The 24,693-nt window shown below is 36.3% G+C and carries 20 protein-coding genes; 13 read left to right on the plus strand and 7 right to left on the minus strand.

The window, feature by feature from the left end; all coding sequences use genetic code 11:
- Positions 1 to 320: 320 nt before the first annotated feature.
- The 6 genes from Q3Y49_RS04155 (at position 321) to Q3Y49_RS04180 (ending at position 6,492) form a co-directional block, all read left to right on the plus strand.
- Positions 321 to 1,214, plus strand: a complete 894-nt coding sequence (locus tag Q3Y49_RS04155; protein ID WP_303270980.1) for an alpha/beta hydrolase — start codon at positions 321 to 323, stop codon at positions 1,212 to 1,214.
- Positions 1,215 to 1,327: 113 nt separating this feature from the next.
- The gene (locus Q3Y49_RS04160; protein WP_303270981.1) at positions 1,328 to 1,834 is read left to right on the plus strand and encodes a hypothetical protein; all 507 of its coding nucleotides are present in this window, start codon (positions 1,328 to 1,330) and stop codon (positions 1,832 to 1,834) included.
- A gap of 178 nt (positions 1,835 to 2,012) precedes the next feature.
- A complete protein-coding gene (locus Q3Y49_RS04165; protein ID WP_303270982.1) occupies positions 2,013 to 2,918 on the plus strand; it encodes an oxidoreductase in 906 nt (301 codons plus the stop codon).
- Between the two features lie 342 nt (positions 2,919 to 3,260).
- Positions 3,261 to 4,946: an ABC transporter ATP-binding protein gene (locus tag Q3Y49_RS04170; protein WP_303270983.1), complete on the plus strand. Its 1,686-nt coding sequence runs from the start codon at positions 3,261 to 3,263 to the stop codon at positions 4,944 to 4,946.
- 107 nt (positions 4,947 to 5,053) lie between these two features.
- A complete protein-coding gene (locus Q3Y49_RS04175; RefSeq protein WP_303270984.1) occupies positions 5,054 to 5,458 on the plus strand; it encodes a hypothetical protein in 405 nt (134 codons plus the stop codon).
- A 356-nt stretch (positions 5,459 to 5,814) separates the two neighbouring features.
- The gene (locus Q3Y49_RS04180) at positions 5,815 to 6,492 is read left to right on the plus strand and encodes a hypothetical protein (protein ID WP_303270985.1); all 678 of its coding nucleotides are present in this window, start codon (positions 5,815 to 5,817) and stop codon (positions 6,490 to 6,492) included.
- 162 nt (positions 6,493 to 6,654) lie between these two features.
- Here Q3Y49_RS04180 and Q3Y49_RS04185 read toward each other — a convergent pair whose 3' ends face one another.
- Positions 6,655 to 7,782 (minus strand): NAD(P)/FAD-dependent oxidoreductase, encoded by a 1,128-nt coding sequence (locus tag Q3Y49_RS04185; RefSeq protein ID WP_303270986.1) that lies wholly within the window; start codon positions 7,780 to 7,782, stop codon positions 6,655 to 6,657.
- Positions 7,783 to 7,938: 156 nt separating this feature from the next.
- Between Q3Y49_RS04185 and Q3Y49_RS04190 the strand changes: the two genes are divergently transcribed.
- Genes Q3Y49_RS04190 through Q3Y49_RS04200 form a run of 3 tightly spaced genes read left to right on the plus strand, consistent with a single transcriptional unit; the run spans position 7,939 to position 14,344 of the window.
- On the plus strand, positions 7,939 to 10,377 hold the full coding sequence (locus tag Q3Y49_RS04190) for an efflux RND transporter permease subunit (protein WP_303270987.1): 2,439 nt from the start codon (positions 7,939 to 7,941) through the stop codon (positions 10,375 to 10,377).
- A gap of 2 nt (positions 10,378 to 10,379) precedes the next feature.
- Entirely contained in the window at positions 10,380 to 13,742 is a 3,363-nt protein-coding gene (ileS, locus tag Q3Y49_RS04195; RefSeq protein ID WP_303270988.1) for an isoleucine--tRNA ligase, read from the plus strand.
- A gap of 2 nt (positions 13,743 to 13,744) precedes the next feature.
- On the plus strand, positions 13,745 to 14,344 hold the full coding sequence (locus Q3Y49_RS04200) for a lipoprotein signal peptidase (protein ID WP_303270989.1): 600 nt from the start codon (positions 13,745 to 13,747) through the stop codon (positions 14,342 to 14,344).
- Positions 14,345 to 14,394: 50 nt separating this feature from the next.
- Here the strand turns inward: Q3Y49_RS04200 and Q3Y49_RS04205 are convergent, their stop codons facing one another.
- Together Q3Y49_RS04205 and Q3Y49_RS04210 are read right to left on the minus strand one after the other, a co-directional pair.
- Positions 14,395 to 15,876: an aminotransferase class V-fold PLP-dependent enzyme gene (locus Q3Y49_RS04205; protein WP_303270990.1), complete on the minus strand. Its 1,482-nt coding sequence runs from the start codon at positions 15,874 to 15,876 to the stop codon at positions 14,395 to 14,397.
- A 445-nt stretch (positions 15,877 to 16,321) separates the two neighbouring features.
- Complete coding sequence (locus tag Q3Y49_RS04210; RefSeq protein WP_303270991.1) at positions 16,322 to 17,002, minus strand: tetratricopeptide repeat protein; 681 nt, start codon at positions 17,000 to 17,002, stop codon at positions 16,322 to 16,324.
- 248 nt (positions 17,003 to 17,250) lie between these two features.
- On the opposite strand from Q3Y49_RS04210, the gene Q3Y49_RS04215 reads away from it, so the two are divergent.
- Positions 17,251 to 17,793: a hypothetical protein gene (locus Q3Y49_RS04215; RefSeq protein ID WP_303270992.1), complete on the plus strand. Its 543-nt coding sequence runs from the start codon at positions 17,251 to 17,253 to the stop codon at positions 17,791 to 17,793.
- A 479-nt stretch (positions 17,794 to 18,272) separates the two neighbouring features.
- Here the strand turns inward: Q3Y49_RS04215 and Q3Y49_RS04220 are convergent, their stop codons facing one another.
- The 3 genes from Q3Y49_RS04220 to Q3Y49_RS04230 all read right to left on the minus strand — a co-directional run bounded on the left by Q3Y49_RS04220 (position 18,273) and on the right by Q3Y49_RS04230 (position 21,873).
- Positions 18,273 to 19,025 carry a zinc-dependent peptidase gene (locus Q3Y49_RS04220; RefSeq protein ID WP_303270993.1) on the minus strand — a complete coding sequence of 251 codons (753 nt, stop codon included), beginning with the start codon at positions 19,023 to 19,025 and terminating at the stop codon, positions 18,273 to 18,275.
- Positions 19,026 to 19,088: 63 nt separating this feature from the next.
- Positions 19,089 to 20,876, minus strand: coding sequence for a glycoside hydrolase family 15 protein (locus Q3Y49_RS04225; RefSeq protein WP_303270994.1), 1,788 nt, complete (start codon positions 20,874 to 20,876; stop codon positions 19,089 to 19,091).
- 70 nt (positions 20,877 to 20,946) lie between these two features.
- Positions 20,947 to 21,873, minus strand: coding sequence for a M20/M25/M40 family metallo-hydrolase (locus Q3Y49_RS04230; RefSeq protein ID WP_303270995.1), 927 nt, complete (start codon positions 21,871 to 21,873; stop codon positions 20,947 to 20,949).
- Between the two features lie 221 nt (positions 21,874 to 22,094).
- Here Q3Y49_RS04230 and Q3Y49_RS04235 point away from each other — a divergent pair, with 221 nt between their 5' ends.
- From Q3Y49_RS04235 to Q3Y49_RS04245, 3 genes are all read left to right on the plus strand, one after another.
- Positions 22,095 to 23,099 (plus strand): hypothetical protein, encoded by a 1,005-nt coding sequence (locus tag Q3Y49_RS04235; RefSeq protein WP_303270996.1) that lies wholly within the window; start codon positions 22,095 to 22,097, stop codon positions 23,097 to 23,099.
- 138 nt (positions 23,100 to 23,237) lie between these two features.
- Positions 23,238 to 23,960 (plus strand): SIMPL domain-containing protein, encoded by a 723-nt coding sequence (locus tag Q3Y49_RS04240; RefSeq protein ID WP_303270997.1) that lies wholly within the window; start codon positions 23,238 to 23,240, stop codon positions 23,958 to 23,960.
- Between the two features lie 53 nt (positions 23,961 to 24,013).
- On the plus strand, positions 24,014 to 24,475 hold the full coding sequence (locus tag Q3Y49_RS04245; protein WP_303270998.1) for a MaoC family dehydratase: 462 nt from the start codon (positions 24,014 to 24,016) through the stop codon (positions 24,473 to 24,475).
- 5 nt (positions 24,476 to 24,480) lie between these two features.
- Here the strand turns inward: Q3Y49_RS04245 and Q3Y49_RS04250 are convergent, their stop codons facing one another.
- On the minus strand, positions 24,481 to 24,615 hold the full coding sequence (locus tag Q3Y49_RS04250) for a hypothetical protein (protein ID WP_303270999.1): 135 nt from the start codon (positions 24,613 to 24,615) through the stop codon (positions 24,481 to 24,483).
- Between the last annotated feature and the right edge of the window lie 78 nt (positions 24,616 to 24,693).

The following is a 24,693-nucleotide window of genomic DNA, read 5'->3' on the forward strand; positions in this document are numbered from 1 at the left end:
ATTCTATTACTTTCCCAAAGGTCAAGCAACCTTACTCGTACTCTCAATACTAACAACTACGTAATTCATCTAGGGAAACTATATTCTCTAATCGTAACTTCAGACCTGTTTTTTTCTAGATTTCCAATTTGTTTCCTCCGGACAGAAAACCACCACCCTTGGACAGTAAGACAGCGCATTCGTCCTTGATCGGTTTCTCCTTAGATAAATAATTCTCAACTTACTACAACAAGAGGGTTGAAATTCCTTTTAAATGAAATCTACGATAGGAAAATTCGATGAAATACTAATTCATCCTCTTTTACAATACATGCAAAAAAATGAGAAATATAATAATCTATTTGTCAATCATAAGCTTAGTGATTTTATCATCTTGTTCTAAAGAGTTGACTTCAATACCAGACAAGACAAGCGATGAAATTTCTGAGACTTACGAAATATTGAAAGATGTTTTCTACAGCTCAGATGCTGAACAAAAAATGGACATCTATCTTTCTAAAGACGCAAAATCTTACAGGAATAATAATTACACAATCGTTTTCCTCCATGGTGGAGCGTATTACTTAAGCGATAAAACTGAAGAGGAAATTTATATCCAACCCTACTTGAAAAAAGGTTTGAATGTGGTGAATATGAATTATCGAATTAAAAGGGGCATTCCGCTCGCTACAAACGATCTTACCAATGCCCTCAATTACCTAAAAGACCAAAACAGTAAGTATAATTTAAATTTAAACAACATCATCTTAACTGGTTTTTCTGCAGGTGCACAGATCGCATCAAATGTCGGTTTAGCTCAAAATAACCCCTCTTTTCCGGACAAACTAGATGATGGAATAACAATTAAGGGTATAATCAACTTTTCTGGTCCGGTAGATGATCTGGAAGTAATAGAAAAAATATTTATCGATTACGATTACGAACTATTCAGAAAGGCAGGGAAGGCACTATTCCCATCAGAAGGTTATGCAACAAAAGAAGTAGTGGCTGTTTATGAGCCTAATACTTATTTTGATGAAAATGACCCTCCCATTTTTTTATGGCATGGCGGGCAAGACGATCAAATTCCCCCTTCAACATTTGAGGAATTCACTGCAAAATTACGAGAGCGTAAAGATGTCCTAACTTACGTGCCTGATGGAAAACACAGTCCAAACGAGGAAGAATTAGAAGCTGCATACGCAAAAATATTCGTGTTTTTGAATGACTTGTAAAATGAACAATTGTTGACAATATTTTAAATATAAAAGCACTAGAAAATAATGATTTTAAAAAAAGGGAAGCCGAAAACTGAAAAAAAGAATCATTAAACAATCACTCTTACATCATGAAACACCTATTACTCCTAACCGCATTGATGGGTTCGTCAGCTCTTTTCGCTCAAACTGCAGAAGACAAATATGCGAACGATGTAAAATCAATAGATGGCATCATCAATGCTTATTATCAGGTCATTTCTGGTTCAAGTGAAGATCCATGGCAATTTGAAAGAGATCAATTTATTCATGCTAAGAATGCTGTCATCACTAGAATTGACGAAAACGGAAACGCTCAATCGCATTCATTGGCAGAGGAATATATCCCGTTGGCATTATCTCCCAAAGAAGATTTTTACGAGCACGAACTGAAAAGAAAGGTAAGCCGGTTTGGCAATATGGCTCAGGTATGGAGTGCATTTGAGATCAGGACTGATCCTGAAAGGAAATCAAATTTACGCGGATTAAATAGCATCCAGCTTCATTACGAGAATGGTAGGTGGTGGATAGATAGTTGGACTTGTGAAATGGAGTCTGGCCATAATACTGTGGTAACTGATTTTTTAAGAACAAATTGAAAGTAACACTTATGGCCTGAATTCAGTTAATGTTCATTACAACAATAGGGTGTAAATCGAAATTGTCGCTATTTTTAATTAAAGCATTGCATTTTGATAATTTATGAATGACCTCAAGATTTCAATCAACTAATGCATGGAGTCACAGATTAATTAAGCTTAGTAAAAACAACAAAACATGGACGAGATAAATAATTTACCAGAACAAGACGGACGGAACTTCATTGTGACTGGAGCAAATACTGGGCTAGGTTACGAGAACAGTTTATCTCTGGCGAAAAAAGGAGCTAAAGTGATAATGGCTTGCCGTAGCATGAATAAAGCCAATGCCGCTAAAGACAGCATAAAAGAGGAAGTTCCAACGGCAGACCTGGAAGTAATGGAGATCGACTTAAGTAGCTTAGAGTCAGTTCATAATTTTGCTAAATCCTATCAATCTAAATATGATCACCTAGACGTTTTAATTAATAATGCAGGAGTAATGATGCCACCCTACACAAAGACTAAAGATGGGTACGAACTTCAGCTGCAAGCCAATTTCCTTGGGCATTTCCTTCTCACAGGTTTGTTATTGGATACGGTCTTGAAAACACCGAATTCCAGAATCGTTACCTTAAGTTCTATTGCGCATAAAAGCGGTAAAATCAATTTTGACGACTTGCAAAGTGAAAAGAAATATTCGGCATCAGATGCATATGGGCAATCAAAGTTAGCTTGCTTGATGTTTACTTTTGAATTACAGAGGAGATTAGAGAAAGCAGGTTATGAAAATACAATCTCAACCGCATCACATCCAGGTATTGCCACTACTGAATTAGCGAGACATATGCCGAAAATAGTTTACTCACTTTTAAAATATACAGTGGCCCCTTTCCTCACGCATGCTCCAAAAGAAGGTGCTAAACCTACCCTTGTAGCAGCAATTGGCGATGCAGAAGGTGGTGATTATTTTGGTCCAACTGGGTTTAATGAGTTCAAAGGGAAGCCTGGTAAAGTGTCGAGCACGGACTTAGCAAAAGATGAGGATACTGCTAATCGACTGTGGGAAAAGTCGGAAGAGCTGGTGGGTTTGAAGTATTTATAGATGAAGACAAAATAGGTCAAATGAGAAAGTCTTCTTAGAAAAATGAAGGCAGTCTGACTGATTAAGCACCAAAGACCTGTAATAAATGTATGTTCTTAAGGAAGGTTAGCACCTCCGGAAAACAATCAGCCCATAAAAGAGTAAATTAGCTTATAGTCTTCAATCTAAAAACAACAGCATTTGGCGCCTCAATCCTTTAAACCCCAGCGTGTAAGTCTAAAAGATAGTTTTGCTACGCTCCAATTTGTCCCACGTTTCTTCACTGAAATCCGAAAGGTAAACCCTTTCCTTTTTTATTCAAACTTGATTTGTCGCATAATTAGCGCTTTACTACCGATAAGTATGCTTTGGGTCGGGAAGCTGATTATTGATGAAATCGTTTTGCAGATAAATGCCAAAACAGAAGACATGAGTCAGTTATGGTTGTTCATACTTCTTGAATTTGGTTTAGCGATTGCCTCTGATTTACTTAGCAGGCTTACTACTCATACAGATGCGCTTTTAGGAGATCAATATTCGATTGGCTCATCAGTAAAAATCATCAAAAAAACCGCCCAGCTCACGCTTTCGCAACTGGAAGATTCTGAATTTTATGACAAACTGGAACGGGCAAGACAGCAAACAACCGGTCGAGTAGGGCTAATGTCTAATATACTTACCCAAGGACAGGATATTATTGTAATTGCCTCCCTCCTTACTGGTGTCGTGGTATTTGAACCCTGGCTCATTATTTTATTGGTGCTGTCTATCATCCCTACAATATTAAATGAAATCAAGTTTAGCGGCACAAGCTATTCTCTAGCCAGAAGCTGGACGCAGGAGCGCAGAGAATTGGACTATCTCCGCTATGTAGGTGCAAGTGATGTCACAGCAAAAGAGGTCAAACTTTTTGGGCTCTCCGGCTACCTGGCAGATCGATTTAGCGTGCTATCTCAGCAATATTATAAAGAGAGCAAGAAGCTATCCTATCAACGTGCAACCTGGGGCTCCTTTTTCAACATTATCAGCACCTGTGCTTATTATGGTGCTTATGTACTTATTGTTTTCCGAACCGTTGCTGGCGTGCTCACCATAGGTGATCTTACCTTTCTGTCAGGCTCATTTAATCGTCTAAGAAGCAAGCTGCAAGGTCTGTTTATAAGATTCACAGCCATAACGGAGCGCGCCCTGTATTTACAAGATTATTTCGAGTTTCTGGATTTGCGGACTTCCTACAGCTCAGATCAGATCACTGAAACAATGAAAGAGGAAAACCTTCCTTTGCCTGAAACTATTAAAGAAGGTTTCGAATTTCGCAACCTTGGATTTAAATATCCTCGTTCAGAAAACTGGGTAATCCGAAACGTTAGCTTTCAACTAAAAGTTGGAGAAAAACTAGCGTTAGTTGGAGAAAACGGAGCAGGCAAATCAACACTCATTAAATTACTATTGCAATTTTATGCGCCCACGGAAGGAGAGATTCTACTTGATGGCATTCCAATTCATAAGTTTGATGCTGTCGAATATCACGATCGGTTTGGGGTTATTTTTCAGGATTTCGTGAAGTTTGACCTGAGCCTTCGAGAAAATATTGCAGTGGGTGAAATTGAAGAATTGGAAAATCAAGATCGACTTCAAAAGGCAGCAGAGAAGAGTCTTGCCGAGGAGGTCATTCAAGAGCTACCCAATGGCTATGATCAAAAATTAGGCAGGCGATTTAGAGATGGAAAAGATTTATCTGGAGGACAGTGGCAGAAAATTGCCATGGCTCGAGCTTATATGAAAGATGCAGACGTTCTGATTCTGGACGAACCGACTTCAGCACTGGATGCTAGAGCTGAATCAGAAACCTTTGATCGCTTTATCTCCTTGACGGAAGGCAAAACAGCGGTCATTATTTCCCATCGATTTAGTACCGTCCGGATTGCAGACCGTATCATGGTCCTCAAAGGAGGAAAGGTATTGGAGATTGGAACACACGAAGAATTGATGGCAAACAAGCAACTATATTCAGAATTATTTAATTTGCAGGCTGCTGGTTATCAATAACCATCTAATTACAAGAAAATATAATATGACAGACAGAGATGAGTTTTGATCACAATAAGTTACGTTTCTTTTTTTACAGTCTGTATAGTATACTTGCTCTAATTATCATGGTTGATTTTCTGATACCAGGGAATAAGGTGATAGATGAAATCTCTACTGTACAAAAAGAGCGACAACAATACTTTAATGCAGCACGAAATTTTCATTATTCCTATAAAGTTTCCACTTCTCAATATGATTTCTACATTACAGGAGATTATGCCAAAGAAATAGACATTAATGAAAGAATAGAATTTGAGGTGTCATTGCTCTTCAAAGAAGTAAATGAGTATAGACTGCTCAGTTTTGAGAAAAGTGATACTTATTCTCTCCGTTATATATCGAGTCTTTTCATACCTCTCCTGGTACTGATTACTATGGCATTTGCTTATTTTTCAAAAAAGAAAATAAGTACACTAATTTTTGTATTGCAAGTGCTGCTGCTGGCTGATCTTGTTTTTTTAATTCTGTGAAGAAGTTTGATTCTATTACTCTAACTGTGGCCCTCTCTTTAGTATTGTGGAATTAAAGTCAAGTCAAAGCAGATTTCTAAAGTTGAAACTCTAATGCTAGTCATAGCACCCCAAGTGCAGATCTCGGATCATTCAAGCCTCTATCCCAGTTCTAAACGGGATTTATAGAAAGCGAGTAGTAAAAGAATGATGCTAATAATTATATCAAAATTGGAATATTTACATTAGATTTATAGCCACTTATCATATTTAAGTGTTTTTTGCTACCTGGTTTAATGAAATTGAACAATGAAAATACCAGATTTTTCATAGTGGCACTAAGTTTGATATTTGCTTTCTTCATCAAAAAAAATACTATGAAAAAATTATTTACGATAATATTAGTGTTGGGATACATTGCCGCACATGCACAAACAACCATAAAAATAGAACCAAAGAAAAAACCTACCCCAACTACGCGAGTGGAAGCAGCAACTACCCCTCCCCAGCTTCGCACAATAAAGGGCGAGCAAAGGATAAAGGGTGAAAAGTTTAGTAGAAATACGATATACTTAAACCTTCTCGGAACTTCTGTTCCAGCATCAATTAACTACGAGCGAATAATAACCAAAAATGGTCTTATTAACTTTGGAGCAAAAATTGGCGGGTTTTACTTTAAATTTCCTGAGTATAATAAGTTAACACTAGCAAATGCAAGCTTTGAGTTTAATATGTTGGTTGGAAGAAAAAGCCATTTGTTTACTATGGGTTTTGGCTGGGCAGGATACTATGGGCAATGGTACTCCAATAGACAAGAGGAAACAAGAAATTACGGAATTCCTACAAGCACTTTCTCCATGCATTATAGATTCCAAAAACCCTCTCATAGTGTCTTTTTTCAAGTAGGATTCACTTCTACCACACTATTGGGTTTTGCTTCTGATGATTTGGTTGAAATGGCAATTGGAAACGCTGTAATTTATGGAATGGATTTAATATTTGGGGAAAAACCATCTTTTACGGTGCCTTCTATAGGAATTGGATATTCGTTTTAAAAGTAGTAATACGTTTTCCAAAAAACAGAAAATAGCGCTTCAGGATTAAGTTGGGGCGCTATTTTTATGTCATATAAGTAAGGATGTATGATGTTGACATTAGAATCAGTTTCACTTCGAATTAGAATTCAGTAATCCTCAGGCTTAAAGCAAATTTCATTGCTAAAAAACTTCACCATGAGTTTGCTGAATTAACTTTTTAGCCATTGAGGGAAATTTATTTACAAACCCCACTGATAAGCTAGCCCTGAATTGGTTTCCAAATAGGTTTTGCGTTTTCCTTCCAACCCACAATCTTTTTGCGAAGTGATTATTCCAAACCTTTTCGTATTGAGATTCTACTTCTGCCCTATCCTTAATTTTCTGTTCATAGAAATTAATTATAGTAGAACTAGCTATGAATCCACTGTGAATGGCCATGGCCATCCCATTACCACAAAGAGGTGTAATCAGTCCGGCAGTATCCCCTGCCATCAGCATATGATTCTCAACTGAGGCTTTTCTTTCAAATGAAATCTCATTGATGACTTCAGGCTTTTCAAAAAGCATTTCAGCACTTTCAAAAATATCTTTCAAAATAGGATTCTGAAACAAAATGGCCTGTTCCATCTCTGCTATATTACTGTTATTTTTTAAATTTTCCCTCCTACTTAAATAACAGATATTAACTTTTTCATCCTCCACATGACTTACCCCGCAATAGCCTCCTTTGAAATTATATAGGCCAATAACATCTTTCGGGAAATCAATTTTTGCATGATATTTCACCCCCAGGAAAGGGGATTTCCGCTTTATAAAATCTCTATTGAAAGTCTTGTCGAGCTTCGATCTTTTTCCATATGCATTGATTACAAAATCTGAATTGAGCTGTTCTCCAGTTTTCAGCTTCACTGTAAACTCATCTTCATTAAATGAAATATCACTTACCTCTGTTTTGGTTTTAACCTCTACTCCCGTTTCCACAGCTTTTTGATATAAAAAGTCATCCAACTGAAAACGGCTAATGCCAAATCCGCCCAAAGGCAAATCAATTTCCGCAATATTACCTTTAATATCCGATAAGTTGAATTTGTTGAGTACTGAAGGATTAAAATGAGCAGGAAATAAATCCATTCTTTCCAAAAATGGCTTCACTTCGTTGGAGATATATTCTCCGCAAACACGATGAAAAGGGTACTCTTTTTTCTCAATCAAAAGAGTTTTAACGCCTGACCTTTGTAAACATATTGACGAAATCAAACCCGCTAAACCACCTCCGACAACTATTACCTTAAACTTATTTTTATCCAAAATCACAAATTTATATAACCCTTAAACACTCTCTTCGTCAAGGAGTTTTATAATCTAAATTTAAAATTCATAAAAATACTACATTTAAGCTGAAAAGCATGGTTTTTAAAGTGCCTCGACTGGAAAAATCATTACCTTTGTGGCTTGTTTAAAAATATGTGGACACAACTAGCGCATAACGTAATAAAATATCGACTGCCTCTAATCATCATTTTGGCATTGGTGACCATCTTTATGGGCTACCGTGCCCGAAATGTTGAGTTGGATTATGATCTGGCAAAATTGGTTCCTGAAGCCGATGAAGACTATAAAGCCTTAAAAGAATTTGAGAGAAAATTTGGCGTAGATGACAATATCCTTGCCTTGGGAATAAAAGACAGTGCCCTCTATACGCCAGAAAACTTTGCTCGACTTCAGTATCTCTCAAAAGCTTTAAAAGATATTAATGGGGTCAATAACATCCTTTCAATTGCGAATTTTCAAAAACTTCAAAAAAATACTGAAGAACGGAAATTTGAAATGCAACCGATGGTGGACAAGTTGCCAAAAGATCAAGCAACTTTAGACAGTTTATTGAATGAAATTAAAGGCCAAAAATTCTTTTCTTCTCAATTGCTAAATGCAGAAAACGGAGCAACTGCTGTTATTTTGACATTAGATGAGAAGATTTTCAACTCTCCCGACCGCCAGACTTTAATGTCAGACATTATACAACTCGGGGACGCATTTGAAGAAAAAACTGGAATTGAGCTGCATTATGCAGGTCTACCTTTTGTTCGCTCGACCATGATGAGCAAAGTCCGTCAGGAAATCATTCAATTATTGGTTCTATCCGTTATAGTGACAGCCTTGATTTTATTGGCTTTCTTCCGTTCTTGGGATGCCGTATTATTTCCTTTGTTAGTAATTTTCTCAGTGGTTATTTGGTCAGTTGGTACTCTCGATCTGCTGGGTTACAAAATCACTATTCTCACGAGTTTAATCCCCACTATAATAGTCGTCATTGGGATTCCCAACAGTATATATTTGCTCAACAAATATCATCAGGAGTTTGAAGAGCATGGCAATAAAATTAAAGCCATCAGTACCATTACACGTAAAATCGGGATTGTTACCTTGATTACGAATTTCACGACTGCTGTTGGATTTTTAGTATTAACATTTACGGAAATAAAACTATTGGAAGAGTTCGGTATAGTTGCTGGTGTAAATATCTTTGCCACTTTCATCGTCAGCATAATTCTTATACCAGCTGTTTTCTCTTATCTGCCGGAGCCTGGCAGAAAGCAGTTGAAACATATGAATTTCAAAATGACAGACTACGCCTTGAAATGGCTTAATAAGTCTGTTCATTATCATAGAACTGTCATTTACTTCGTCACAGTAGTAATTGTGATTGCTGCCTTTATCGGAGGATTTCAACTGAATTCCATCAGTTATATGGTGGATGATCTCCCAAAAGAAGGTAAGACCATTAAGGATTTACGCTTTTTCGAAGAGAATTTCAGTGGTATTATGCCTATGGAAATCATTATTGATACCAAGAATAAAAGAGGTATCGTGCAAAGAAATACACTGAGAAAAGTAAATCAGTTTGAAGAATTTCTTGATAGCATCCCGGCTATTAGTCAACCTATCTCAATTGTAGATATGGTGAAAGCAGCTAGGCAGGCTTATTACAATGGAAATCCTGCTTTCTACGATTTACCAAACTCCAGAGATTATAATTTCATCATGCGATATCTTCAACAGGATGAAGAAAATATATCTGTCATGAGTAATTTCACCAATGAAGAACTATCTGAAATGAGAATATCGCTTAAAATAGCAGATATTGGTTCCGATAAAATGAATGCACTTTTGGAGGAGTCTATCAAACCTCGTATGAATGATATTTTTGAAGGTGAAGATTTTGATATTCAGATTACGGGGACAACGCCAATTTTTATCAAAGGAAATGAATACTTGGTCGAAAATCTGAGAATGAGCCTATTCATCGCGTTTTTGATAATAGCACTTGTAATGGGTGTTTTATTTCAAAATATAAGAATGATAATCCTGTCCCTAATCCCTAATGTTATTCCTTTATTAATAACGGGCGGATTGATGGGCTATTTAGGCGTACCGCTAAAACCAAGTACAGTTTTAGTATTTAGTATAGCCTTCGGTATCTCTGTGGATGACACTATCCACTTCTTAGCAAAATACAGGCAAGAATTATTTGCCAATAATTTCTTCGTTCCATTGGCAGTAACCAAGACATTAAAAGAGACCGGCAAGAGTATGATTTATACATCAGTTGTACTTTTTGCCGGATTTATAATTTTTGTGACTTCAAGTTTTGGTGGCACCGTTGCTTTGGGAGCATTAACTTCTACAACATTACTGGTAGCAATGCTTACCAACTTATTGGTTTTACCCTCTCTTTTACTGACTTTCGATGATGGAAAAAGAAGAAAGGGAAGCCACCCGCTTATCGAACAATATGATGATGAGTTCTATCTGGAGTCCGAAGATGAAGAAATCAATTTAAAAAGAATTAAAAAAGCAGAACCTAAAGTTCCTTATAAGCCTGAGGGACAGAAAAATTCATGAAAATGGGTCAATATAAAGAATACAAAAACTTGAATTATGCCGAGCTGGCAGATGAAGTCTTAGAATTTTGGAATCAAAATGATATTTTTCAAAAATCGATGACATCCCGCGAAGGGAAACCCACTTTTACTTTTTATGAAGGGCCACCATCTGCTAATGGCACACCTGGAATTCACCATGTGATGGCGCGTGCTGTAAAAGATATTTTCTGCCGATACAAAACCCTAAAAGGCTTTCAGGTAAAAAGAAAAGGTGGCTGGGATACTCATGGTTTACCTGTAGAACTGCAGGTTGAAAAAGAGCTGGGAATTACAAAAGAAGATATTGGCAAAAAGATCTCCGTAGCCGAATACAATGAAAGATGTCGAAAAGCAGTCATGAAATTCAAAGGCGAATGGGATGACTTAACTCGTAAAATGGGTTATTGGGTTGATTTAGATGATCCATACATCACTTTCGACCGCAAATACATGGAAACCTTATGGCATTTGCTCAAGAAATTTTACGATAAAGATTTATTGTATAAAGGCTATACTGTTCAGCCCTACTCCCCTGCGGCAGGAACTGGTTTAAGTTCACACGAATTAAACCAACCAGGATGCTACCGGGATGTAAAAGACACTTCCATCACGGCTCAGTTTACTGTAAAAAAGGACGACAAATCAGCTTTCTTATTTGAAGAAGAAAATGAAGATGTTCGCTTTATTGCCTGGACGACTACCCCATGGACTTTGCCTTCGAATTGTGCATTAGCTATTGGTGAGAAAATTGAATATGTAAAGGTTAGAACTTTCAATCAATATACCTTTCAGCCTGTTTCTGTGGTCATGGCCAAAGACTTGGTCAATAAGCACTTTAACGCTAAGGCTAAAGATTTAAAACTTGAGGATTACAAAGAAGGTGATAAGTTAGTGCCTTATGAAATTGCTCAAACTTTCAAGGGAAAAGATATAGTGGAAACCCGCTATGAACAATTGATGCCTTATGTTACTTCAGAAGATTTAGCGCAAAATGCATTCCGAGTAATCCCTGGTGATTTTGTAACTACAGAGGATGGTACCGGAATCGTGCACACCGCTTCAGTTTTTGGTGCTGATGACTTTAAAGTAGCCCAGCAGAATAATGTACCTGCTGTCATGGTGAAGGATGAACAAGGCAAAGATGTTCCCTTGGTCGATAAGCAAGGCAAATTTGTAAATGAAGTGACGGATTTTGCAGGAAAGTACGTGAAGGAAGAGTATTATGACGATACCACCCGTAATGACCCTGATTTCAAACCTACTGATGTTCTCATTGCCATCAAGTTAAAAGAAGATAATAAAGCTTTTAAAGTAGAAAAATACGAGCACTCCTACCCTCATTGTTGGAGAACAGATAAGCCAATTTTATACTACCCTTTAGATTCTTGGTTTATCAAAACCACAGCAATGAAAGACCGATTGGTGGAATTAAATAAAACAATCAACTGGAAACCAGCCTCAACGGGTGAAGGTCGTTTTGGCAATTGGTTGGAGAACTTAGTGGATTGGAACTTAAGCCGATCAAGATATTGGGGTACTCCGTTGCCAATCTGGGTAACAGAAGATAGAAAAGAGCAAATATGCATAGGCTCTATGGATGAATTAAGAGCCGAAGTGGTAAAGTCTGTGAAAGCTGGTTTTATGCAGGAAGAACTTGCTGAAGATTTTGATTTGCACCGACCTTATGTGGATGACGTAATTTTAACGAGTCCATCTGGTCAGAAAATGTTTCGTGAGCCAGACTTGATCGATGTTTGGTTTGATTCAGGTGCTATGCCGTTTGCGCAATGGCATTATCCATTTGAAAATAACCAGACTTTTGAGAAAAATTACCCCGCAGATTTTATCGCTGAAGGAGTCGATCAAACCCGCGGTTGGTTCTTTACTTTGCATGCTATATCAGGAATGCTATTTGACTCGGTAGCCTATAAAAATGTTATAGCTAACGGATTGGTATTGGATAAAGAGGGTAACAAAATGTCTAAAAGATTGGGCAATGCCATCAATCCATTTGAGACCTTGAAGAAGTACGGTCCAGATGCAACACGTTGGTATATGATCGCAAATGCCAATCCTTGGGACAACCTAAAATTTAATTTGCAAGGAGTTGAGGAAGTGCAGCGAAAATTCTTCGGAACGCTCCAAAACACCTATAACTTCTTTGCGCTTTACGCCAACTTAGACGGCTTTACTTTTGAAGGGGACAATATTCCTTTGGAGAATCGTACCGAAAGTGATCGTTGGATATTATCTAAATTAAATTCTCTTAAAAAAGCCGTTGATGCCGCTTATGATGATTATGAGCCAACTCGTGCTGCTCGCTTAATCCAGGATTTCGTTCAGGATGATGTAAGTAACTGGTATGTTCGATTGAACCGTAAGCGCTTCTGGAAAGGCGAATACAATGAAGACAAAAAAGCAGCTTATCAATCACTTTATGAGTGCTTGGAAAGTATTGCTATCATGAGTGCACCCATCGCACCTTTCTATATGGACAACTTATTCCAGAGCTTGAATAAAGTGAGTGCAAGAATGACTGAAGAGTCAGTGCATTTGGTGAATTTCCCTCAAGCTGACGAAAAAGTCATTAATAAAGATTTGGAAGAGAGAATGTTCTTGGCGCAGCACATCAGTTCCTTAACGCACTCCATCAGAAAAGCACAGAAAATAAAGGTGAGACAACCGCTTCATAAAATTTTAGTACCTGTTTTAAATGATAAAACGCGTCATCAAATTGAAGCTGTGGAGGATTTAATCATCTCTGAAGTAAATGTAAAATCTATTGAATATATAGATGATGCTTCAGGGGTTTTGGTGAAAAATATAAAGCCTAATTTCCGTAAACTTGGACAGCATTTTGGCCCTAAAATGAAGGCCGTAACGCAAATTATTAGCCAATGGGGACAGGAAGAAATCGCTAAAATAGAGCAAAATAATGCTTTTGAAATTGAATTGGATGGAGAAGTTCATGTATTGACTTTGGAAGATGTAGATATTACTTCACAAGATATTCCAGGCTGGTCAGTGGCTTCAGAAGCTGGCATAACTGTTGCTTTGGATATCAGCATAGATGATGATTTGCGAAGAGAAGGACTGGCTAGGGACTTGGTGAACAGGATTCAAAACTTAAGAAAAGAAAAAGGATTAGAAGTTCAAGATAAGATTGCTGTTGCGGTAAAAAAAGGAAATGAATTAGTGGATGCAGCCATTTCGCAAAACAAAGATTACATTTGTTCCGAAACTCAGGCAGTTTCATTAGATTTGGCTGAAAATTTAACCGAAACCACAGAATTAGAAATAGACGATTTGAAAATTGAATTGTCTTTAGTGGTGAAAAACCAATAAAAGTGAAATACACAAAATATTTTTTACTGACATTTTTTTTAATAGCCCTAGACCAAGTGGTAAAGCTTTGGGTACATTTTAATATGGAAATGGGCATTGCGGGACAGATTGAAGTCTTTGGCGAATGGTTTAAATTGTATTATACGCTGAATCCAGGAATGGCCTTCGGCATGCAATTTGGCTCTGAATACGGCAAATTAGGTTTGACTTTATTCCGCCTAGTGGCAATGTTTTTCATTGCCTACTACCTTTACAAATTGGCAAAAGATAAAACTCATCCGGGAGTTTTATGGAGCATGGCGGCTGTTCTAGCAGGTGCAATTGGGAATTTAATAGACAGTATGTTTTATGGAATTTGGTTGGATAACGCTCCGTACAATGCCATTTCCCCCTGGTTCCACGGACAAGTAGTAGATATGTTCTACATCGACATCTGGGAAGGAAGAGTTGCAGAATGGATACCATTTTGGGGCGGAGATTATATTTCACTTTGGCCGATTTTCAATGTTGCAGATGCTGCTATATTCTGTGGGGTAGCCGTTATACTGATTTTCCAAAAGAAATTTTTTAAGGCGGTGAAGAATGATGTAGCTGAGGGCTAATGAAAAAAAATTCAAGTAATAATAATTAATCCCTCAAGTTAATAGATCATCTAAGCAAACGCTTTAGAGAAAAAAGTGCTTAATTTATTTCGTAATTCCATAGAAGCCTGGTTGTTTGAATGGAAGATATTTCCAGATGTGGTATCGAACTCATATTCTTTGCTCCATTCTTCATGATTTTCAGCTAGATCTTTTATGGCACCAAGCATAAATTCTATTTCAGAGTTAGTATGTGTTGGATGAATCGACAATCGAATCCATCCAGGTTTAAATGAATAATCACCCTCGTCTATTTTATCTGTTATACTTTTCGAATTTTCTTGAGTTACATGAAGCAAATAATGGCCGTAGGTTCCAGCGCATGAGCATCCTCCCCTGGTCTGAATTCCGTATCTATCATTAAGCATTTTCACAGCCAAGTTGTAGTGGAGATCATCTATATAGAAAGAAATGACTCCTAATCTGTCTCGATGATCAGCTGCTAAGAGGTGGAGGTTGGGAATAATACTGAGCTTTGGCCAAATTATATCCAAAATTTCATTCTCTCTTTTTTGAATATTATCAACTCCCATCTCTTCTTTTAATTGCATGCACATGGCAGCTTTTATGGTTTGGAGAAAGGCTGGGGTTCCCCCATCTTCACGAGCTTCAATATCTTCTAAATATTTATGTTCTCCCCATGGATTGGTCCAATCTACTGTTCCACCCCCTGGATTATCAGGAACATTATTGGAATACAGTCGCCTATTGAATACTAGAACCCCAGTGCTTCCTGGTCCGCCAAGAAACTTATGGGGTGAAAAATAGATAGCATCCAGATCACTATTTACGGGGGCTTCAGGATGCATATTTATATCAACGTAGGGTGCCGAACAAGCAAAATCCACAAAACAAAGACCATTATTTTGGTGCATCAAACTTGCAATTTCAAAATAGGGCGTCATAATTCCAGTTACATTTGAGCAAGAAGTTATTGCCGCAATCTTTAATTTCCGATGGCCATACTCCGCTACTTTTTCCTTGAAATTATTTAATGAAACGAGGCCATCTCCATTTGGCGGAACAACAACAACATCTGCAATAGTTTCTAACCAACTTGTTTGATTGGAATGATGCTCCATATGCGTTATGAATACTACAGGCTTGTCTATTTCTTTGATTTGAATAGAATTTTTGAAAGATTCATGAATTCTTAGGCCCAATATTCTCTGAAATTTATTGACTACCCCAGTCATTCCCGAATCTGAGGAAATAAGAACGTCCTCTTTATGAGCTCCTACATGTGATTTTATGATTTCCTGAGCCTGATGGTAGGCAATAGTCATCAAAGAGCCTGTGTAATTGGTTTCTGTATGTGTATTCGCCACAAAAGGCATTAATTCTTTTCTCAATCGCTCTTCGATGGGTAAATATAGACGACCACTTGCAGTCCAATCAGCATAAACTAGCGGGATCGAAGCATGATTAGGAGTCCTGATAAAACTGTCATAACCAATAATTCCTTTGCGATATTTTGAAAAATATTGTTCCATTCTGATTTAAGAAATCTTTATTTCAAATACTTCTGTTCTAAAATATTTCTGAAAATTTACTTTAGTAGCAAGATATGGCTTTTCCTGAACATTAACAATCATTTAAACAGGCTGAAACCTGTCAAAAAACGCTCCATGGCAAAATTATTTGAAATGGAAATAGTTATGGAGTAGCACGCAAATCGTTATGGAATCTGGACAAAAGCTTAAAGCAACTCTCCTTAATCTTAATCTCTAGTTTGGGAAAATTATTCTGCTGAATCTAATGCTTTAATCTCATTGGTCTTATCCTATATTTTCTCCCATTTTTCAAGCTGGGGTTTTTCGAATTTAATATCTCTATATTCATCCGGGCTCATGATAGGGATTACTGAAATAATAGCTCAAATACCAAAAAAGTATTAGGCTTAACTTACCGCCATTTTTTTCTAGTAGATAAAGCTAATTATTCAGTAAATTTCTCCAACTGCTTTATACATTTTTTCTGAGCCTTAATGATATCCTTATAAATATTCTTATCCTGTTCGGCTGCATCTGCCTCCTCATACGCATTTACTGCTTTCAAGTAAAACATTTTAGCATTAAGTGCTTGATCCATCATCATATTTACTTCTGCTAAGATATATAAATCTTGATAAGATGGATTCTCATCTTTTTCAACCAACTCTACAATTTTTAGCAAGTAGGTTTCGGCCTTTATCCTGTGTTTGTCAGCAAATTTTATGGGTAGATCGAAATCTTTGAAAAGTAACAAATGCGTAGTCGCCTTACTTTTCAGGCAAAGCAAATTTTCTGGATCTATTTCTAAAGCTGTGTTAAAGTTTTTAAGTGCTTCTTGCTCTTTTCCTTTCACAAATTGGAGGGCAACTCCTTTATAGTAATACCCATCTGAAATTTTAGGAGATAATTTTATTAAATCATCCGCATAGGTAGATAAACGATCAAAATCCTTCGCTCTTTCTAGGACTTGGCAGACTAGAAGGGTCAGGTCTTTGTCTTTAGGGTCATTCTCTAATGCTGGTATAATCTTGTTGAGAGAAGGCTTTACCTTGCCAGAATAATATAATGTCTTAAGTGCTTCATATGTACTGCTATTTCCCTCGTTCTTTTTCTCCACTGTACCCATTGTAATGTTTATTAATATTTTATTGTGCCTTGAATAATGGTATTATCCGTATTCTAAAGTACAAAGTTACGAAACCTACGGCTTAACAAAAGTTTATTGAAGATTCTATTAGGATTTCTTTTGGAAAAAGCGATCTCGATTTTTTTAGCAAAAGTCATTAAACCTCTCAATTTGAAGTAAATTATTTTTTATATGACTTTTTTACTAAATTATGTTCTCCTTAGGTCTTTTAATTAAAAGCATAGCTCATGAAGAATAAAAGTATATACATTATATTTATTTTAATCTTATTTGGTTCAGCGGCTAGCCAGAAAAAAGCAGATTTCTCGGGCAAACTTTTGTTAGAAATAGCTGGAGAAAGCTATCTGTACGATGACATGACCAGAACTGATTCCAGGTTGTCCTTTCAAGAAAAAGGCATTGTTGTTTATATAGTAAACCCAACTGGTGATGGCACTATAGCCGAGATCACTATTCTTTCAACGAAGATATACAATAGTAAAATTCACAACTTTGATTTAGGTGCCAAGAAAGAGAAACCTAAAACAATGTTAGATATTTATAAGTCTGAATCTGGAAAAGACAATGACGTTCTTAACTTCAAATTCAGAAGAATTGACAAAATGCAAGCAGAAGAATATATCGTATTAAAAACTGGAAAGGTCAATCTTGAATATGCAGATGATCCATCTTATTTCAAAATGAGCTTCAATGGAAAGGATAGGGATGGCACCTTATTATCAGGATCTTTAGAGCTACACAATCCTTATCTCATGGATAGTCGGGATTAAGTAAATTAGAAATGCTCTTCCTACATATTCTTAACATTATAACGTGAAACAGTTTTTGTATCTCTTGATCCAAATTCATAATCCAAGCTATAAGACAAGTACGATCGGTTGAAATTCCTTTGAATACGCATCCCTATTTGTAATTTTTCTCAAAACAATACTTAGCTATAATATTCAGGTGGTTTGCCATTTCCTGCCCTAGCATTAAAATAATTCCATATACAAATAATGACAATTAAATGTGCAATTATTGCTAAGTAAGAGCCTTCAAATCCGAAAGCTCCACGGTTCAATAGAGTATCATTATGTAGTTCAAGCTCAATTAAAGAATAAGAAGAGGCTCCGCTAGGTATAACCAAACAAATACTGAAAGAAAATAATTGAAAGTCAAAAAGGTATACTAATTCCTAAAATTCTTAACCATCCATTAGGGTTCATTTTAGTGGTACTCATTATTACTTATTAATCGTTTAGCTTCTTTAGTAATTCAAAAGCAATTTTAAAGGATCTTGCTTTAACAACTTAGTTGTCTTTTCATACAATACAGGGCTGTAGGCTTTCAAGGCTTTGGGTCTTTCAAAAAAGTTTTCGAGTAGTACTGCAAAAAATTCATGATGGTCAATGGCCGCTACAGATCTGAAAAGAGAAGTATCTCCTTCTTTAATTTTAAACATCTCAAATTCAGCAAGGCTATAATATTTCTTCCATAATTTCTCATCCAAAAAACCATATTCATGATTAGAAATCCTGTTTTCAAGATGGATGGCATGAGCTAATTCATGTATTCCCAAATTAACACCATCTGTTTCATCAGCTATTCCCTGAACGAGATTCTTCCATGACAAGACTATAATTCCAAAGCGAGGATTCACCTCTCCTTTATGGTATTGATTATTAATCGTTGAGTAATAATTATCTGGATAAATCAGAATTTTCTTAAAATGTGTGAGATATACTCGAGGCAGACCAAAAGTTATTTGAACAGACAGAGCTGCGACCACAATTTTCATTTCATCGGTTACTTCCTCCATTCCTCTAGAAACAAACTTTTTGGCACTTATAAACTGGCTCACACGCCAAATAAACTCTTCCTGATACTTTAATTTGAGTTGCCTAAAATATGGAGAATATTTCTTCAGCTTCCTTACTTGCTCCTGATTCAATCGACCTAGTCCGAAAATACCGAAGTAGTTTAATGTTACCTTAATTACATCCCTAACAGCCTTCAACATAAGAAGAACAATCAATAAGGGGAATAATAAGGCAATCGCTAAAAAAATATTATCAATCAAAACTTATGGCAAAAAATCTGGTTTATCCAATTTATTATTAATTCTATATGCTGCATTTACCAATCCCACGTGGCTGTATGCCTGAGGAAAATTTCCCCACATAGAGCCATCTGAAGATTTCACATCTTCACTCAATAATCCAACATGATTTGAATAGCCAATTACCTCCTCAAATGCTTCCATAGCCTCTTCCGTTCTGCCTACGCAGGCGAGGGCCTCAGCATACCAGAAAGCACAGATCAAAAATGTAGTTTCTGGTTCTCCGAAATCATCAGCATGCTTATACCGGTAAAATAGCCCTTTTCCTACTTTCAAATCCTCTTCCAAAGCCTTCAAATGATCTTTGGCTTTCTGGCTATTGTGTGGCATATAATTCATCATAATGAGCTGGAGCGTACTTGCATCCATTCTTTCTACGCCTTCTGCTTGAGCGTAAGCCTTCCTGCTTGGCGCATAGCATTTCTCCAAGTGAGCCGCGGCCTGTTTTAGTAATTTTTCTGCTTTTTTGCCAAGCTCAATCTCACCAATTTCTTTAGCTATTTTCATTGCTGCATGACTACCCGCCCACTGAAAAAGATGGGTATAAGCATGTTTTTGTTTCAGATTTCTGAATTCCCATAAACCAGCGTCTGCCTCATCCATCGTAAATTCTATCTTCTCTAAAATTGTTTTGAGCAAATAAGCAGACTGAGACTTTTCCATGTTGGCAAAGCGTTTATCCGTATATAGAGGAAGAATCGCTAACAAAATCTGTCCATAAACATCATTCTGAATATGAGTATAAGCATCATTTCCGACTCGCACGGGTTGATTTCCTAAATAACCTGGCAAATCCAACTCCTTTTCAATAATGGTACTCTCCCCAACCAAATTATAAAGAGGCTGAACTCTTTCCTTTCCTCTCATAGGAATATTGGTGAGATATAGAAAGTAATTCTCCATTTCTTCAAAGTGACCGATATTATTGAAGGCTGTAAGAGTATAATAAGTGTCACGCATCCAACAATATCGATAATCCCAGTTTCGAGTACTTCCTGGTGACTCGGGCAATGACATGGTAGGCGATGCTATAATTCCACCTGTATCCTCATACTGATGGATTTTTAGTGCCAAAGAAGACCGTATCACTTGTTCTTGATAATGTTGACCAATACTTGTAGATTTCACCCAATTTTGCCAATAGAAAATAGTTTTGCTTATAAAATTTTCAGCTGTTTCTTGCAATTCTGCTTCCAAAGGAGCACCATATGTCATCACCATATAGCGGGTTTTAGTAAGCACAAAAGGACTGCTATCCATCACCATATTAATTGGAATATTGGTAGTGAGCCTTAAAGTCTCTGGCAACCCAAAATATCGGATATGACTGCTACCTCTTTCTCTAGTAAGCTTTTTCTGTCCGTAATCTCCTACTGGATTGCAAACCACTTTGAGCTGGGGTAAACCTCTCAATGGCTCGATTTTCCTGATCAACATCTGAGGCCGATAATAGCGGTCGAACTGACGAAACCTTGGAGCACAATCAATTATTTTATATGCAAATTCATCAGTTTCCACTACGGTCTCCAATACATTGGTATTGGGAATATAGTCTTGTGTTATTTTATAGTTTTCTGAAGTGGGCTTAATGGAGAATTCTCCTCCTTTTTCCCCGCCAATCAGACTGCCAAAAATAAAGGAACTGTCAAAACGGGGCATACACATCCATTTGATGTCCGTATCTTTTCCAATAAGTGCCAAATAAGCACAATTGCCTATCATTCCAAGGTCGTAGGTATGTCTTTCTTGCATTTTATCAATTTCTTAAAGTCTGTAATTTTAAAAATTATCCTCTCGGAAAAAAGTATAATGCCTCTAAACATTATTTCCCATAAACAATCTCGTCCAAATTAGCATCAAAAATCTCGATTGCATCTTTAATCAGTCGAATGGCTTCCAAATAGAAATCTGGATTAACTTTATCTGCAGTATCAGTGATTTTGTGATAATCAGGATGATCATCTACGCCAAAATATATAAAAGGTATTTCTGCCTGATGGAAAGGGGCATGGTCTGAGGCATTGACCCAATATGGCTTTTTCTTGGGAATATCCCTTCCGAATAACAGTTTAATACTTTTATCCTTTGATGCTTCATTTAATAAGGGCTTTAAATAGGGTGTGAAATAAGTTCCTACAGCATATATTTCATTTTTATCTCCACGACTCACCATATCTAAATTAATATTCATTTTTATTCGACTGGTGTCCATCACGACTGATTGCATAAAATGCTTTGCCCCTTGCAAACCCATTTCTTCTGCATCAAAAAAGGCAAAAAGCAAGTTATTCTCAGGTTGATTTTCTCTGAAATACTTAGCTAGAGCCAATAGTGTGACCACTCCACTGGCATTATCATCGGCACCATTATATATTTTAGTACTATCTTCCATCCCAACATGATCGTAATGTGCCGAAATCACGATATAATTTTTACCAGAAAAGCCTTCGATGAAACCCAAGATATTCACAGCAGGAATGCTATCCTTACCAAACGCAAAAGGCTGAGTGTAATCCTGCACATAAGCTGACACCCCCACTTTTTGCAGTCTCTTTATTATAAAATTTCTGGCTATTTTATTGCCTTGACTATTGGTCTTCCGTCCCTGAAGTGAATCAGAAGCCAGAAAAAACAAATCCTCCATTACTTTGGCAGAATCAGGAAAAACAGCAATTGAGTCCTTTTGTGCAAAGCCTTGCTGAGCAATTAAAAGGGACAGGAGAACGAGGCAATGCTTTAAAGACTTCATTAGGACAAGTATACTTTTATGTTGTTGAATTTACAGAGATAAAGAATAAATTTATAGATAATGACGTTAAGATTCAGCCGATTATTCAAAAATCTTTAATTTTCCTCTAATTTTAAAAGGGGATAATTAAACTTTTACCCTAGAACTAAATATAACTTATTGATTTTCAGGGTTTATATTTTGCATCTGACTTATTCAGCCACTACATATTATGTACTTTTATGAAAAAACATATAATCTCTATTTTATTGATTTTGATTAGTTTTAATGGTTTTGGACAGGACGACTTTCCATTTTTTAGTAAAACCAATGACTTACCTGAAGATCTCCTCAGTAGAAGAGCCGCAGTTTTTATGAATGTAAATTCCTTAAAATGGGAAGAAGAAGCGCAAAAAATCCATAATAGTTTCATCCAGATTGGAATAGACGCAGTAGCCTATTATTCTTTATCTGATATCATGTCAGGGGAAGATGCTACAACGGCCTTCTATTCTGATATTACCAAAAGGAGCATTGAAAATATGCTAATAATTCACCAGACTGATAACGGATTTGAGCTTTATGCATCGAAAATACCCGAATCAGGCGGTTTCTTTCAAAATGGAATGAACGCCTTTCATATACAAGCTCCTAACTTAAAAGATTTAGGTTCTACATTACAGACCTTGGTGAATAAGTCAGACCTGGAAAGAGAAAATTTTCTAATTATTGATATCCCAGAAACATTCAAGAGAACCAACGTAATTAAATCGAGAAGAGTAGCAAATTTCAATCCTGATATAAGAATAGATAAATTGGCAGTGCCGAAATTTGAATCTAATATTATGCTTAATATAGATGTAGATAAAGCCAATGCGGAATTGGATTCGATTATGAGTGAACATTACCCATTTAAATACGGCTTGGTAGAACCCAATATGACCGTAGAAGAAATGATTAGTGAAGGGTATTTGATGGTTTTGAAAAAACTGCAAAATAATGGTGAAAGTCTTAGAAGAATGTTAGGCTATAATTTGTCAGATGAAGAAACAATTTTAATATCTGAAAGAAAAGGTGAAAATGCTAAAGTGATGAAATATGGAATTGAAGAGCATGTTCAAAAATATTATATTCAACAGCTTTATACAAAAGACATATATTTAGGAGATACCTGGGATGCAGGAAAAAATTGGCAAGAAGCACTCATAAATCATATTGAAAACCTTAAATCTAAACTAGAAAGGTAGATAATCAATTGAATGTTGAGCCTATTCCAGTCAGGCTACTTTTGATAGATTTTAAACAGTTTAGAAATAGACAAGATAAACAATGCACAACATTTGATAATGCTTGTTTATCTTTAGAAAACTTAACCAATATAAAACATGAAAAAGCTAAGTTTATTTATTATCGTCATAACAATCATTCTTGCAGCTTCGGAATTACAAGCTCAAGAGAAATTAGTAAATAAAAACATCAGAACTATTTCAGTTACAGGGGTTGCAGAAAAGGAAATCCTCCCAGATATCATCTATTTCACCATTTCACTCAAAGAATATCAGTTAAAAACAGGCAGCAAATTCGAAATCAGTGAATTGGAAAATCAATTAATAAATGCCGTTGAAAAAGCTGGGGTAGATAAGAAAAACTTGACAGTTGAAAATGTCTATGGCTATAATTACAGCTGGAATAAAAAGAATGAAAACAAAGACTTCATGGCAAGAAAGCAATTTCAATTAAAATTGTCGGATACCAAAAAATTAAACCTTATCCTTTCCAAAATTGATCCAAAGTCAATTGAGTACGTAAGAGTCAGTCAATACACCCACTCACGTCTTCAAGACCTAAATCAAGAATTACAGGTAGAAGCAGTGAAAAATGCCAAAGCTAAAGCCGAAGCTTTATTGAAACCCTTGGATGAGAAAGTAGGTAAGGTAATAGAATTGAATGAAAATCAGCAAAATTTCCAGCCCATTTATTATAAATCCTATCAAAATAACAGAATGATGTCAACATCGGCAGATGAAACTGCTTCAATGGAATCAGATTTAGATTTTAAGGAGATCAAATTAAAAGCAGAAGTACATATTGTCTTTTCCATTCAATAAATTGTAAATAAGCTTTTATATTGCAAACTGATATTAAAACATCATTATATACTATGCAACCAATAGAAATCAGCAGTTTCGAAGAATTTAAAGCTTATGAAGGCCAAGAGTTAGGTGTATCGGATTGGCATACAATTGATCAAAAACAAGTCAATCAGTTTGCAGATGCTACACTTGACCACCAGTGGATTCATTTGGACGAGAAAAGGGCTGCAAAAAGTGCTTTTGGTGGCACTATTGCCCATGGGTATTTAACATTGTCATTAGCTCCCTATTTATGGGAACAAATTGCAAATGTTACAAACCTAAAGATGATGATCAACTATGGAATTGAGAAAATGAAATTCAATCAAGCCGTTAAAGTTGGTTCCTCTGTACGATTAAAAGCTAGATTAAATTCTATAGTAGATTTAAGAGGGGTAAGCAAAGCTCAAATTGATATTGTTATGGAAATTAAGGACGAGAAAAAACCTGCTTATAACGCATCCTTGATATTCCTATATCATTTTAACTAAGCAAATTATACTGTTGCTTCAATAGAACTTTCCTTTTCTACTTCTTCGTAAGAATAAGTGGGACATGTTCTTTGCGCACATGCAGAAGCAAAAAGTATTAAACCTGATATTGCTGCGAATAATTTTAAAGACTTTTTCATAAATGTTCTTTTTTTAAGAATGAATGATGTCACAAATTTAAGTTGATAATAATTGATAAAAAATACCGATTGGCTGAT

The sequence above is a fragment of the Marivirga harenae genome (genome assembly GCF_030534335.1).
In the GTDB taxonomy this organism is placed as follows: Bacteria; Bacteroidota; Bacteroidia; order Cytophagales; family Cyclobacteriaceae; genus Marivirga; species Marivirga harenae.

What these genes read in the sequence shown, in the direction of transcription:
- Q3Y49_RS04155 (WP_303270980.1), top strand. Translation starts at nt 321, where the DNA reads ATGAGAAATATAATAATCTATTTGTCAATCATAAGCTTAGTGATTTTA.
- Q3Y49_RS04160 (WP_303270981.1), top strand. Translation starts at nt 1,328, where the DNA reads ATGAAACACCTATTACTCCTAACCGCATTGATGGGTTCGTCAGCTCTT.
- Q3Y49_RS04165 (WP_303270982.1), top strand. Translation starts at nt 2,013, where the DNA reads ATGGACGAGATAAATAATTTACCAGAACAAGACGGACGGAACTTCATT.
- Q3Y49_RS04170 (WP_303270983.1), top strand. Translation starts at nt 3,261, where the DNA reads ATGCTTTGGGTCGGGAAGCTGATTATTGATGAAATCGTTTTGCAGATA.
- Q3Y49_RS04175 (WP_303270984.1), top strand. Translation starts at nt 5,054, where the DNA reads ATGGTTGATTTTCTGATACCAGGGAATAAGGTGATAGATGAAATCTCT.
- Q3Y49_RS04180 (WP_303270985.1), top strand. Translation starts at nt 5,815, where the DNA reads ATGAAAAAATTATTTACGATAATATTAGTGTTGGGATACATTGCCGCA.
- Q3Y49_RS04190 (WP_303270987.1), top strand. Translation starts at nt 7,939, where the DNA reads ATGTGGACACAACTAGCGCATAACGTAATAAAATATCGACTGCCTCTA.
- ileS (WP_303270988.1), top strand. Translation starts at nt 10,380, where the DNA reads ATGGGTCAATATAAAGAATACAAAAACTTGAATTATGCCGAGCTGGCA.
- Q3Y49_RS04205 (WP_303270990.1), bottom strand. Translation starts at nt 15,876, where the DNA reads ATGGAACAATATTTTTCAAAATATCGCAAAGGAATTATTGGTTATGAC.
- Q3Y49_RS04210 (WP_303270991.1), bottom strand. Translation starts at nt 17,002, where the DNA reads ATGGGTACAGTGGAGAAAAAGAACGAGGGAAATAGCAGTACATATGAA.
- Q3Y49_RS04215 (WP_303270992.1), top strand. Translation starts at nt 17,251, where the DNA reads ATGAAGAATAAAAGTATATACATTATATTTATTTTAATCTTATTTGGT.
- Q3Y49_RS04220 (WP_303270993.1), bottom strand. Translation starts at nt 19,025, where the DNA reads ATGTTGAAGGCTGTTAGGGATGTAATTAAGGTAACATTAAACTACTTC.
- Q3Y49_RS04225 (WP_303270994.1), bottom strand. Translation starts at nt 20,876, where the DNA reads ATGCAAGAAAGACATACCTACGACCTTGGAATGATAGGCAATTGTGCT.
- Q3Y49_RS04230 (WP_303270995.1), bottom strand. Translation starts at nt 21,873, where the DNA reads ATGAAGTCTTTAAAGCATTGCCTCGTTCTCCTGTCCCTTTTAATTGCT.
- Q3Y49_RS04235 (WP_303270996.1), top strand. Translation starts at nt 22,095, where the DNA reads ATGAAAAAACATATAATCTCTATTTTATTGATTTTGATTAGTTTTAAT.
- Q3Y49_RS04240 (WP_303270997.1), top strand. Translation starts at nt 23,238, where the DNA reads ATGAAAAAGCTAAGTTTATTTATTATCGTCATAACAATCATTCTTGCA.
- Q3Y49_RS04245 (WP_303270998.1), top strand. Translation starts at nt 24,014, where the DNA reads ATGCAACCAATAGAAATCAGCAGTTTCGAAGAATTTAAAGCTTATGAA.
- Q3Y49_RS04250 (WP_303270999.1), bottom strand. Translation starts at nt 24,615, where the DNA reads ATGAAAAAGTCTTTAAAATTATTCGCAGCAATATCAGGTTTAATACTT.